Below are 11,019 nucleotides of genomic sequence, written 5' to 3' on the forward strand. Positions count from 1 at the left end.
CGACAGAGGATGCATAGTGCAAATTATAATTTGTCACCAGTTGAGTTTGAAGAAAAAATGATGTTACAGGTTGAAACAGCAGCTTAGAATATTTATGGATAAGTATGATATAGGGTTGACACATCAGATGCCGCATAGCGAATAAGCTCATAGTCGGTTATTTCAAATGAAGCGATTTTGTATGCCGGTGGGTTGAACTGTTCTAGAAAGTCTATTGCCGTTTTATCAAAAGGGGAGGAGAAGATATCTATGCCAATCTCTCGTGCATGGCTAAAGAGCTCTTTATGCCATTCCCAAGGAAGATAAGCCTCTTTATAAAGGTCATAAAGCTTTTTATTATCCCAGAGCGTACCACCTGTAATGATGAAGTCTTCGTTGTCGCAGTTTAGTGTTAGTGTATCAGGAGTATAGGTCTGAAGCTTTATGGCATTTGCTCCTACCTCTTTGGCTGCGTTTATACTCTGTTTGGCTATTTCTATTTGCCCTCCATGATTTGCACTGAGTTCAGCAATGATATAGACTCCGTTGCTGTTGAGATCAAAGTCAGCTATTTTCATTGGTTCTCTCCATGTAGAGTAAGGTGTCATCTTTTTTATAGGTTTGAAAATGAAAGCTTTTGTAGAGTTTGATGGCTTTTTCATTGGAGCAAAAGACACGAGCGTAGAGCTTTTTCATGTGTAATGTCAGAAATCCATATCTTAAAATACTATGCATTAATATCTTCCCGACTCCATGAAGTGAGGGGTTTGCATAAAGACCAATCTCTGCGCTTTTGTCTTTATAGTCAATTGCCGTGAAATCAATGACGCCAACAGCTTCTTCATCTTCTCTCACTAGAAAGTAGAGTCTCTCTTTTTGTTCTTTGAGCTGCTCTATGTATGCAAGGTGCTCTGTAAGAGAAATGTGACGTTGTTCAAGCATCCATTGTCGTATCTCTGCACTGTTTCTCCACTCTAACACCATCTTCTTATCTTTGAGGGAAAGCTGTGTGAAGTTTATGAGTTTAGTGGACATAGTTCCCTTCTTTTAGTGCCTTTAGAAGTTTTTCAGCAGAGAATTTTTTGAGCACCCGAAGATGTAATTTTTGTAAATACCTAACAACATCTTTTTGGTTCTTAGCTGTCTGTATGGCTATATAAGGTACTTGCATAAAGTGTACTTCATTGAGTGTTACACTCGGTGTAATAATGGCTAAATCTGCTTTTTTCATTAGTTTTGCAATTTTGTTGCTCTCTATATGCAGATGTATCCACTTCTTGTTTTTGGCATATTTTTGTAGTTTTTTGAGGTTTTTGTTAGCAGTTGTGGTTACTACGTCAACGTGCAATTTTGCAGGGAGTTGTTTGAGTGTTTTGAGAATTTTAATATTGAGCTTTGCAGTATCAGCACCTCCCATGGCTACGAGAACTCTTTTGCCACTTTTTTTATAATACTTTTTCTTCTCTTTATAAAACTCGTCACGCAGTAGTGTATATTTTGCACCGCATTGTATCGTACACTGTTTTGGTACGCGTTTTGTGTACTTTTTTGCTTCTGCGGAGATATTATGGTTGAGTAAGATGTCGCAGTAATGCTTTTCGTAGGTATCATCGACTACAAAGAGCTTCATACTTTTATGACTGCGTTTGAGACATTTTTCTTCTTGGTATCCAATGTCATAGTTGTCGATGAGAAGCATATCGGGCTTGTATTTTTTAAGCACTTTTTGCAACTCTTTCATATTTGAAGATGCAAGAGAAATGATTTCATAGCCCTCTTGGATGATTTTGTGGTTGATATTCCCATCAAGAGGACGTACTACAAAACGTATCACTGCGTTTGGATATTGCGATTGTAGTCTTTTGGCTAAAACCAAATCCCTCATAATATGGCCTGTACCTATTTGTGAAGATGAGTCAGCACGGATGAGAATATGCATGTTAGGACTCCTCTTGTAAAACTTTATACATCAGTTCTGCACGCTTCCAGTCTTCTGATGTATCAATGTCCTGTACCAAGTATCGCGGCAGAACAATAGGAATGCTTTGTGATCCAAAAGGTAGGTCTTTCCACTCTTTTGTGGTATCTTCCCAGTAAAATTGCCCAGCATCTTGATATGCTTCTTCAAGATCTTGAGAGCGTTTAGAAAAATTCTCAGGCCAAAACATTTGACATCTTTCATCTTGAGTGATTTTAAAAGTACGCTGAACAGGGAAAGGCATAGATGTCACACTAAAAGCCATTTTAGCATCAGAGTTCTTTAGTGCCTCAAAACCTTTTTTAAGATATTCGATTTGTAAAAATGGTGCTGTTGCATAGATGGTGCAAATATAGCGAAAGCTTTCCCCTTTTGTTTGTAAAAAATTAATAGCATGTTCAACCGCATCAGCACTTGATGAATAATCATCACTTAACTCTTTTGGACGCATAAATGGAACTTCTGCTCCATACTCTTTAGCTATTCTTGCTATCTCTTCATCATCAGTTGAGACTATAACTTTGTCAAAAAGCTCAGATGCTATGGCTGTTTCAATGGAGTAGGTAATGAGTGGTTTGCCGTGAAAGAGTTTTATGTTTTTCTTTGGAATCCGTTTACTCCCTCCTCTTGCAGGTATGATAGCTATAGCATCTTTTTTCATTAGAAACTGCACCTTTTATGTGCGTATTTGTGTACAACATCTAAAAAAGTATCTGCGACAAACGCAGCATCTTGCATACTCATGGTTTGATTGCAGGGAATGGAAATTTCTGAGCTATAAAATTTATCTGCTATGGGTAATGAAATTTTGCCAAATTTTTCTTTATAAAAACTATTTTGATAGATTGGTTTATAATGAACTTGTACACCAAGACCTCTCTCTTGTAGCTCTGTAAATATTTTTTCTTTAAATGGGTGCAACTCAGGATTTAATATAATAGGATAGAGATGGCGAGAAGTAATCTGATTTGCTTCTATTTTCTGTGTGAGAAAGAGCTTCTCATTTTGAAATCTTTCATCAAAATATGCTGCAATCTCATTGCGTTTAGTTACAAATTTATCGAGTTTTTTAAGTTGTGAAATGCCAAGTGCAGCCGCTACTTCAGTAAGGCGATAGTTGTAACCCATACTCACCATATCAGAGTTCCAAAATTTCTTTTTTACAATGCCGTGAGAGCGAAAAAGGCGCAGTTTTTTAGCATATACTTCATTATTTGTAAGTACTGCTCCTCCCTCGCTTGTGGTGATGGGTTTGATGGCATGAAAACTAAAGATAGTCATATCTGAAAGAGAACCTATTTTTTTACCATCAAGGCTAGAACCAAGTGCATGAGCTGCATCTTCTATAACTAAAAGATTGTGTTTTTTTGCAATGCTATGAATTTGCTCAATATTGACAGGTTTACCGCCAAAATGGACAGGAACTATTGCTTTTGTTTTTGGTGTGATGAGTGCCTCAATTTGCTCTTGGTCGATGTTACCATCGAGTTTTACATCACACCAGATAGGTTTTGCTCCTATATCGACAAACATATTTGCTGTGGATACAAAAGAGATAGGTGTAGTGATGACTTCATCATCCTTTTGAATAGCACAGACATGATATGCTCCAGAGAGAGCTGAAGTTGCAGAGTTAAACGCAACGGCATATTTTGCACCAGTGTATGCACAAAGTGCCTCTTCAAACGCAGCGACTTTTGGTCCTTGGGCGAGAAACTTACCTTTGAGAGTCTCTACGACTGCCGTAATATCATCCTCTTCGATGAGTTGTGTTGAGTAGCTAAGCATTATTTGGCTTCTTCCTTTGTAAGTTCCAGTTTATGGAGTAGTTCCTGATGCGTTAGCCAAATAGTATTGTCTTTAGAATTATAGTTAAAACCTTGTGGTACAGCTTCTCCTTTTTCTCCTAGTAAATTTGTACTATAATCTATGGGTGTATTAAAGGTAATGCTCGGTTTAATTACAAAATGGTCATTAAACTCTAATGTCAAATGCGAATCATCAACAGGACACATTACTTCATGAAGTTTCTCACCCGGGCGTATACCAATAATTTTTTGAGGTAAATTAGGAGCAATGGCTGTTGCAAGATCTGTCATTCTCATAGATGGAATTTTAGGAACAAAGATTTCTCCACCTTGCATCCTTTGAAAATTTTTCAATACAAAGTCCACTCCCTCTTGAAGCGTAATCCAAAATCGAGTCATATTTGCTTCTGTAATAGGCAAAGATGTTGCTCCATCGTTAATAAGTTTTTGAAAAAAAGGTATGACTGAACCTCTCGAACCAAGAACATTTCCATAACGAACAACAGAAAACTTTATATCGTGATTTCCTCGTAGATTGTTTGCGGCGACAAAAAGTTTATCTGAGACAAGTTTACTTGCTCCATAAAGATTTGCAGGAGATGCAGCTTTATCAGTTGAGAGGGCAATAGTGTAAGGAACTCGGTTTTCAATGCAGGAATCTATGATATTTTGCGCACCCATAACATTTGTTTTAATACATTCCATAGGATTATACTCTGCAATTGGAACATGTTTTAGAGCTGCGGCATGTACTACAAAATCAACACCACTCATTGCTTTTTGCAAACGCGGAAGATCTCTAACATCTCCAATGAAATAGCGCATAGCTTTGTCATTAAAAGTTTGAGCCATTTCAAACTGTTTAAGTTCATCACGAGAGTAGATAATAATTTTGTTTGGTTTGTAGCATTGGAGAATAGTTTTTGTAAACTGTTTTCCAAAACTACCTGTACCACCAGTAATTAATATATTTTTTCCGTTAAGCATCTCTCTCATCCTTATATATCTATTAATATAGAACTAGCAAAAAAAGTACCATAAATCTTATTAAACTATTTACTTTTTTTGTCGATGTAACTACATAAGAATAAAAAAAGGATTTGTCATGGGTATATCATCATTAGGTGTCGGCTCAAATGTTTTAACTCAAGATGTCATTGACCAGTTAAAGGCGGCGGATGAATCTCAGTATGTACAGCCAATAACTAATAATATTTCTACTGAAAAAAGTAAAGCTGGTCAGCTGAATATTATAAATGCTTTGATGGATAATTTGACAGAAAGTACGGGAAATGTTTCTCAGTATGGACTTTTTGATACGCGTACTGCGACTGCAACAGGAAGTGCTGTTTCTGTAACGGCAAATGCTGGTAGTGATATTCAAGATTTTAGTATAACTGTAAATAATCTTGCAACAAAAGAGATAGAACAATCTGGCTCTTTTTCTTCTGCAACCTCTACCATTGCTTCAGGTGATGGAGAGATGAAATTAAGTGTTGGTTCAAAAGATTTTACTTTTAACTATAATGCTGCGATGACCTTGAGTGACTTAAAAGATCAGATAAATAAAGATGCAGGAAATACGGTTCAGGCTAGTATTGTTGAAGTTGGGGCAAATGATTTTCGTCTTTTTTTAACTTCAGCAGATACTGGAACTGGTCATGATATTTCTATTAGTGATAATGACAGCGGTTTAGATGATCAATTAAAAGCAGATACAGATACAACAGATGGTTATACAAATGTGCAAAGTGCTACAGACGCAAGTTTTAAGTATAACGGACTTGATATAACAAGAAAGAGTAATACGGTAAGTGATTTACTCTCGGGTGTAACAATTCAACTTAAAGAATCTGGTACATCTGATGTCAGTGTAAAACAAGATGTGGGAGGTATTGAAGATAAGCTTGATAGTTTCGTTTCAAAATTTAATTCGGCTATAACACAACTCAATACCATGACAAAATCAAGTCAAGATGCAAAAGAGAGAGGGACTTTTTCTAACGATACTACAATTAAAGCGATGAAAAACAACATTATTAATATGGTTGGTACCGCTGGAGATAGTGTTGGAGGGCGTTTAGCTGATTATGGTTTTGCTTCTAATAGAGATGGAACCATTTCACTAGATCATTCAAAATTTGAAGAGAAACTGAAAGAAAATCCAAATAATGTTGAGGCATTTTTTTCAGGTGGAACCTTTGTAGAATCTAATGGCAGCACAAAGAGCATCGATGGTGCTTTTGACCAAATGAAAAATACTCTTGATCGCTACACTCGTTATAATGGTTCATTAGATCAACTTAAAACATCGTACTCAACAAGAATCTCTTCTCTTGAAGACCAAAAACAACAAGCAACAGATAGACTTACATCAAAATACAATATTATGGCAAAAAGATTTGCCGCTTATGATTTGATGATAAGTAAAATTAACTCGGCATCTAGTATATTTACCCAGCTTGCAAATGCGCAGGCAGCATCAGCTAGTGGCGGATAAAGGTTAAAGTAATTTAACAAAAAGTCGATGTAATATGAAAGAAATAAAAGATAAAAAAGGATTGAAAATGTACGCAGGGACGGCTTATAATACATATGTGGAAAATAGTGTTGGAATTGAATCTCCATCAAAATTGATTGAGATGTTATATGAGGGTGTACTTCGTTTTAATGCACAAGCAAAGAAAGCAATAAAAGATAAAAATATTGAAAAAAAGATTTATTGGCTTAATCGTTCTGTAGCAATTGTTACGGAATTGGTAGCTATTTTAGATATGAAGCAGGATGGTACTATTGCAAAGTATTTAGAAGGTTTGTACAATTATGAAATACAACTTCTTATGGAAGCTTCTCTCGATGGTAATATTGCAAAAATTGATGAAGTCACCAATGTTTTTAAAGGGCTTTTAGAGGCTTGGAGAGAAACTACGAATGTGGCTTAAAAAGCTAAAAATTGCAGTAATACAAAAAGATACAAAATCACTTGATGTACTTTTAGATGATATTCCTGCATTGGAAGATGCTAAGGAGATAGAAGAAGCACTCTATCTTCTTCAAGAGGCACAAAAGATTGTTCAAACTCTTAAAGATGAGACAGCTTCTTCTATGCTTCAGATGAAAAAAAATATTGATTTTTTAAATGCAACAACTGCAAACAAAACTGCAAAATTTGACATTACTTTGTAGCTTTTTTCTTCTTTATACCAAACTGTAAACTTCTTATGGTATATTCGCTAACTACAGCACCTTTTCGCATAGTTAAAATATGCTCTACTGCATCGGCAACATCTTCGCTAAGTAGTTTTTCATTTTCTTTATCACTCACATCGAAACGCAGTGTGTCGTAAAAGTTACTTTGTGTCATATCTGGGTTAATATTTGTAATGCTTAGAGTGCTTTTTCGAGTCTCTTCAAAGAGTGCATCGCCAAAAGCTCGCAAACCTGCTTTTGTAGCAGAATAAACGGCGGCAAATTTACTTGCACGCAGGGCTTCTATGGAATTGATGTTGATGAGGTAACCACTGTTTTGTTTGAGTGAGCGTAGTGTTGCGTTTGTAAGTAGCATTGGTGCTGTAAGGTTTAGAGATGTCATTTGTGTTATTGTCGCAACGCCAAGTTCTTCATGTGGTTCAAATTTTCCAAAACCTGCTGCGTTTACAAGTATGCTTATATCCTCTTTTTTTAAGAGTTCACAGAGTTTTATGATTGCGTTTGAATCAGCGAGATTGCACTGCAGCGCTTGAAAATTTTTCCCCTGAAAATCACCTGCTGCTACACTTCTGCTAATGCCTATAACAGAGTAACCAAGTACTAACAGTCTGTTTGTTATTGCTTTGCCTATTCCGCTGCTTGCACCGGTAACTATTGCTCGTCTCAAAACCATTTCCACCTTTTTGCTATACTACGCTTATGAAAAACATATATATAACAGATTTAGACCACACATTTTTGCGTACAGACTTATCTATTAGTGATTATACTAAAAAAATTTGGAACTCGTATGCTCCAGAGTCGATTTTATCTATTGCCACAGCAAGAACATATAAAAAAACGCAGCAGTTTTTAAAAGGAGTAGAGGTAAATGCTCCTATGATACTCCTTGATGGTGCACTTATCGCTACAAAAGATAAAAAAATCATAGATACAAAGTTCATAAACAAAGAGTTTGGTGATGCCATTATAGAAGAAGGTTCAAGGTTGGGAATTTACCCTTTTGTGCTCTCTTTGGTAGATGATGAGCTTAATGAAGCCTTCTCCTACTCTACAACTCTAAATAGTTATCAGAGTGAAATTATAACACGCTATGTTGGCGATGAGTATACTGAAGCCTTTGATGATTTGCGTGCCATGGAGAATAATTTTAAAATTGTTTATATGGCAGAAGAGATGTTACTGCAGGCTTTAGAGCAAAATCTTAGAATAATTTTTGGAGATGAATTGAAGTATGTTTTAGCTCCAGAAGCTTATATGGGGTGCTACTTTTTGACAATTTTACATAAAGATGCAGATAAATCACATGGCATAAAAAGTGTTAGTGAAGCTGTTGGATTTGATTTAGGCAAGCTTACTGTTTTTGGCGATAATTTGAATGACATAGGTATGTTTGAGCTGGCAAATACTTCTGTAGCCGTCGCAAATGCGCAAGAGGGTCTAAGAGAAAAAGCAGATGTAGTTTTGAGCCAGACAAATGATGAAGATGCTGTTGCCAAATATCTTGAGTATTTAAAGAATGGCTAAAAGGTCATCACTAATTCCTATGATTATCATAGGAGTTCTCTTTTTTATTTTTGGATTTGTTACATGGCTTAACGGCTCGCTTATTCCATTTTTAAAAGTGATTTGTGATTTGAATGATTTTGAGGCCTTGTTTGTAACTTTTGCCTTTTATATTGCTTATACAGTGATGGCTTTTCCTATGGCTAGTCTGCTTGAGAGGACAGGATACAAAAAAGGTATGGCTCTTGGACTTTTTATGATGAGTGTTGGTGCTTTACTTTTCATACCTGCTGCGTTTAGCAGAGAATTTGTCTTCTTCTTAGTCGCACTTTTTACGCTAGGAACTGGACTAACTATCTTGCAAACTGCTTCAAACCCTTACATAGTTCTCATAGGTCCAATAGAATCTGCTGCGACTCGCATAAGTATTATGGGACTTATTAACAAAACAGCAGGGGTTTTAGCTCCTTTGGTTTTTACTGCGTTTATCTTTTCTGATTTACACACATCTTTAAACGCAGCGAATCCAGATTTACATCAGCTGGCAAAGGAGCTTATAATTCCTTACACTATAATGGCAGGAATCTTATTTGTTTTGATGCTATTTGTACTTTTTTCATCTCTGCCTGAGTTGGAGTTTGACATCGACCCTTATGATAACTCCAATATTTTGGCCTTTCCTCGCGTTGTATTAGGTGCTGTAGCACTCTTCTTTTATGTTGGCATAGAAGTGATAGCTGGAGATACTATTGGTTTGTATGGGCAAAGTCTGGGTGTAGCAGATGCAACAGCACTTACTTCTTATACGATGAGTTTTATGGTTGTTGGGTATCTGCTTGGTATCTTTTTAATTCCTCGTTTTTTATCACAGCAAAAGGCTCTTGTTGGCTCTTCTATTGTTGGCATGGCACTTCTATTTTGTGTTGCGTTTAGCTCAACTACAGAGGCAAATATTATTGCAAATATTCCAGACTCTGTTGTTTTTGTAGCACTTCTTGGACTTGCTAATGCTCTTGTTTGGCCCACCATCTGGCCTCTAGCTTTAAAAGATTTAAAACAACATACAGCAAAGGGGAGTGCTTTACTCATTATGGCAATAGCAGGTGGAGCAGTGATACCTCTTGCTTTTGGTAAAGTGGCACAAATGCTTTCAGATATGCAGAGTGCTTATTTATTGGGATTACTTTGTTACTTTGTAATTTTTATGTATGGAGTCAAATGGCATAAAATGAGTAGTTGGAGTAGCTAATGTTTGAAATGAAAAAATTAGAAAATGGATTTGAATATATTGAGATAAAAAATAGTGCTGCTAGTGCAAAAATTGCTCTGCAAGGAGCGCATATATTCTCTTTTAAACGCAGTGATGAAGAACTTTTATGGTTAAGCAGTGAGAGTGCTTTTGACAATGGCAGTGCAATTCGAGGTGGTATTCCTATCTGCTGGCCTCGTTTTGGAAACCTTGATACTTCCCTGCCACAGCATGGTTTTGCAAGAATTTTTCTCTTTGAACTTGTATCAGTTAGTGAAGAAAGCAATATGTTAACAACTGTTCATATGAAGTTGAAAAGCTCAAAAGAGAGCCGTAAAATCTGGGACTATGCTTTTGAGTTAGATATTCTCTTCTACATATCAGAAACCTTAAAAATTGAGATGAAAACGACAAATAGCGATGAAAAAGAGTTTTTATTAACAGAGGCTTTTCATACTTATTTTAAAGTTTCTAAGATTACAGATGTGCAAATTTTTGGGCTTGAAAATAGACACTATATAGATACTTTAATAGATAAAGAAGTAGTGCAAGAAGGCAGTATAAAAATAGATAAAGAGGTAGATAGGATTTATAAGGAGAGCTCTTCTTTGATAGTCTTAGAAGATAGCGATAAAAAAATACATATTGAAGCTTGCAACTCAAACTCTGTCATTGTATGGAACCCTTGGATAGAAAAATGTGCCAAAATGAACGGGATGCAAAAAGAGGGATATAAAAAATTTGTATGTATAGAGAGTGCAAATGCTCTGGATGACTTTAAAATTGTAAAGCCAAACAAAAGTGTGAGCATCTCTGTAGAATATAGTATGCTGATTAAGCCTTAATATCTAGTAGCATTTTCATCATTTCATCTTGGGTGAGGGCGTTTAAAATTTTGTGTCAGTAACTTTAAGTAGCAATTTTTTTATGCTACAGACTTTAACCTACATCGCCAATTAGTAATCGTACTTACATCTCTTTCTCCTGTTATTTATATTTCTTAAGAAAGTATAGAATAGAGTGGCGAAAGGTTGGTTCGTTTTAAGGTGCGACTATAGTTATATTTTGAAAATAACCTAATTTGAGAAGTTTTTTATCATTCGTTATAAATTGGCTAGAGTTTGCACGAGAAGCACCGCTTAAGATGAGTAAATCTTCGAAATCTTCAAATACATCGTTAAAAAAATACTCTTTGGCATTGTGAAAATCAATGTGTGTAATGTACTGTGGAGTTATCTCATCACTCAGCATATCTATAGCGTGTATATTTCATTTTATTCTTCCACCCG

Annotated in this window: 13 protein-coding genes and 1 pseudogene; 6 read left to right on the forward strand and 8 right to left on the reverse strand. The window is 36.0% G+C overall.

What is annotated here, in order from left to right:
• Positions 1-125: 125 nt before the first annotated feature.
• The 6 genes and pseudogenes from MVY38_RS05235 to pseB all read right to left on the reverse strand — a co-directional run.
• Positions 126-557, reverse strand: a pseudogene (locus tag MVY38_RS05235) (N-acetylneuraminate synthase family protein); the annotation flags it as partial.
• Entirely contained in the window at positions 544-1,014 is a 471-nt protein-coding gene (gene pseH / locus MVY38_RS05240) for a UDP-4-amino-4,6-dideoxy-N-acetyl-beta-L-altrosamine N-acetyltransferase (protein WP_297484098.1), read from the reverse strand. The pseudogene MVY38_RS05235 and the gene pseH, both read right to left, overlap by 14 nt.
• The gene (gene pseG, locus MVY38_RS05245; RefSeq protein WP_297484099.1) at positions 1,004-1,918 is read right to left on the reverse strand and encodes a UDP-2,4-diacetamido-2,4,6-trideoxy-beta-L-altropyranose hydrolase; all 915 of its coding nucleotides are present in this window, start codon (positions 1,916-1,918) and stop codon (positions 1,004-1,006) included. The genes pseH and pseG overlap by 11 nt, the downstream gene beginning before the upstream one ends.
• Position 1,919: 1 nt before the next feature.
• A complete protein-coding gene (gene pseF, locus MVY38_RS05250) occupies positions 1,920-2,618 on the reverse strand; it encodes a pseudaminic acid cytidylyltransferase (RefSeq protein ID WP_297484100.1) in 699 nt (232 codons plus the stop codon).
• Positions 2,618-3,745 (reverse strand): UDP-4-amino-4,6-dideoxy-N-acetyl-beta-L-altrosamine transaminase, encoded by a 1,128-nt coding sequence (pseC, locus tag MVY38_RS05255; protein ID WP_297484101.1) that lies wholly within the window; start codon positions 3,743-3,745, stop codon positions 2,618-2,620. The genes pseF and pseC overlap by 1 nt, the downstream gene beginning before the upstream one ends.
• Positions 3,745-4,752, reverse strand: coding sequence for a UDP-N-acetylglucosamine 4,6-dehydratase (inverting) (gene pseB / locus MVY38_RS05260; protein ID WP_297484102.1), 1,008 nt, complete (start codon positions 4,750-4,752; stop codon positions 3,745-3,747). Before pseB ends, pseC begins: the two co-directional genes overlap by 1 nt.
• 118 nt (positions 4,753-4,870) lie before the next feature.
• On the opposite strand from pseB, the gene fliD reads away from it, so the two are divergent.
• The 3 genes from fliD to MVY38_RS05275 all read left to right on the forward strand — a co-directional run bounded on the left by fliD (position 4,871) and on the right by MVY38_RS05275 (position 6,951).
• Positions 4,871-6,265, forward strand: coding sequence for a flagellar filament capping protein FliD (gene fliD / locus MVY38_RS05265; protein ID WP_297484103.1), 1,395 nt, complete (start codon positions 4,871-4,873; stop codon positions 6,263-6,265).
• A gap of 67 nt (positions 6,266-6,332) precedes the next feature.
• Complete coding sequence (gene fliS, locus MVY38_RS05270; protein WP_297484110.1) at positions 6,333-6,707, forward strand: flagellar export chaperone FliS; 375 nt, start codon at positions 6,333-6,335, stop codon at positions 6,705-6,707.
• Positions 6,697-6,951, forward strand: a complete 255-nt coding sequence (locus MVY38_RS05275) for a hypothetical protein (protein WP_297484104.1) — start codon at positions 6,697-6,699, stop codon at positions 6,949-6,951. Before fliS ends, MVY38_RS05275 begins: the two co-directional genes overlap by 11 nt.
• Here the strand turns inward: MVY38_RS05275 and MVY38_RS05280 are convergent.
• Positions 6,941-7,642 (reverse strand): SDR family NAD(P)-dependent oxidoreductase, encoded by a 702-nt coding sequence (locus MVY38_RS05280; protein ID WP_297484105.1) that lies wholly within the window; start codon positions 7,640-7,642, stop codon positions 6,941-6,943. The genes MVY38_RS05275 and MVY38_RS05280 overlap by 11 nt on opposite strands.
• A gap of 32 nt (positions 7,643-7,674) precedes the next feature.
• Between MVY38_RS05280 and MVY38_RS05285 the strand changes: the two genes are divergently transcribed.
• From MVY38_RS05285 to MVY38_RS05295, 3 genes are read left to right on the forward strand one after another with little or no spacing between them, the layout of a single operon-like run.
• Positions 7,675-8,502 (forward strand): HAD-IIB family hydrolase, encoded by an 828-nt coding sequence (locus tag MVY38_RS05285; RefSeq protein ID WP_297484106.1) that lies wholly within the window; start codon positions 7,675-7,677, stop codon positions 8,500-8,502.
• Positions 8,495-9,730, forward strand: coding sequence for a sugar MFS transporter (locus MVY38_RS05290; RefSeq protein ID WP_297484107.1), 1,236 nt, complete (start codon positions 8,495-8,497; stop codon positions 9,728-9,730). Before MVY38_RS05285 ends, MVY38_RS05290 begins: the two co-directional genes overlap by 8 nt.
• The gene (locus MVY38_RS05295) at positions 9,730-10,575 is read left to right on the forward strand and encodes a D-hexose-6-phosphate mutarotase (protein WP_297484108.1); all 846 of its coding nucleotides are present in this window, start codon (positions 9,730-9,732) and stop codon (positions 10,573-10,575) included. The genes MVY38_RS05290 and MVY38_RS05295 overlap by 1 nt, the downstream gene beginning before the upstream one ends.
• A gap of 196 nt (positions 10,576-10,771) precedes the next feature.
• On the opposite strand, the gene MVY38_RS05300 is transcribed toward MVY38_RS05295, so the two are convergent.
• Complete coding sequence (locus tag MVY38_RS05300; protein WP_297484109.1) at positions 10,772-10,981, reverse strand: hypothetical protein; 210 nt, start codon at positions 10,979-10,981, stop codon at positions 10,772-10,774.
• Between the last annotated feature and the right edge of the window lie 38 nt (positions 10,982-11,019).

Origin of the sequence: Sulfurimonas sp. (genome assembly GCF_027056685.1) — a bacterium.
Lineage (GTDB): Bacteria > Campylobacterota > Campylobacteria > Campylobacterales > Sulfurimonadaceae > Sulfurimonas.

Excerpts from the sequence above, each read along its gene's own strand:
- pseH (WP_297484098.1), bottom strand. The coding sequence starts at position 1,014 with ATGTCCACTAAACTCATAAACTTCACACAGCTTTCCCTCAAAGATAAG.
- pseG (WP_297484099.1), bottom strand. The coding sequence starts at position 1,918 with ATGCATATTCTCATCCGTGCTGACTCATCTTCACAAATAGGTACAGGC.
- pseF (WP_297484100.1), bottom strand. The coding sequence starts at position 2,618 with ATGAAAAAAGATGCTATAGCTATCATACCTGCAAGAGGAGGGAGTAAA.
- pseC (WP_297484101.1), bottom strand. The coding sequence starts at position 3,745 with ATGCTTAGCTACTCAACACAACTCATCGAAGAGGATGATATTACGGCA.
- pseB (WP_297484102.1), bottom strand. The coding sequence starts at position 4,752 with ATGCTTAACGGAAAAAATATATTAATTACTGGTGGTACAGGTAGTTTT.
- fliD (WP_297484103.1), top strand. The coding sequence starts at position 4,871 with ATGGGTATATCATCATTAGGTGTCGGCTCAAATGTTTTAACTCAAGAT.
- fliS (WP_297484110.1), top strand. The coding sequence starts at position 6,333 with ATGTACGCAGGGACGGCTTATAATACATATGTGGAAAATAGTGTTGGA.
- MVY38_RS05275 (WP_297484104.1), top strand. The coding sequence starts at position 6,697 with ATGTGGCTTAAAAAGCTAAAAATTGCAGTAATACAAAAAGATACAAAA.
- MVY38_RS05285 (WP_297484106.1), top strand. The coding sequence starts at position 7,675 with ATGAAAAACATATATATAACAGATTTAGACCACACATTTTTGCGTACA.
- MVY38_RS05290 (WP_297484107.1), top strand. The coding sequence starts at position 8,495 with ATGGCTAAAAGGTCATCACTAATTCCTATGATTATCATAGGAGTTCTC.
- MVY38_RS05295 (WP_297484108.1), top strand. The coding sequence starts at position 9,730 with ATGTTTGAAATGAAAAAATTAGAAAATGGATTTGAATATATTGAGATA.
- MVY38_RS05300 (WP_297484109.1), bottom strand. The coding sequence starts at position 10,981 with ATGCTGAGTGATGAGATAACTCCACAGTACATTACACACATTGATTTT.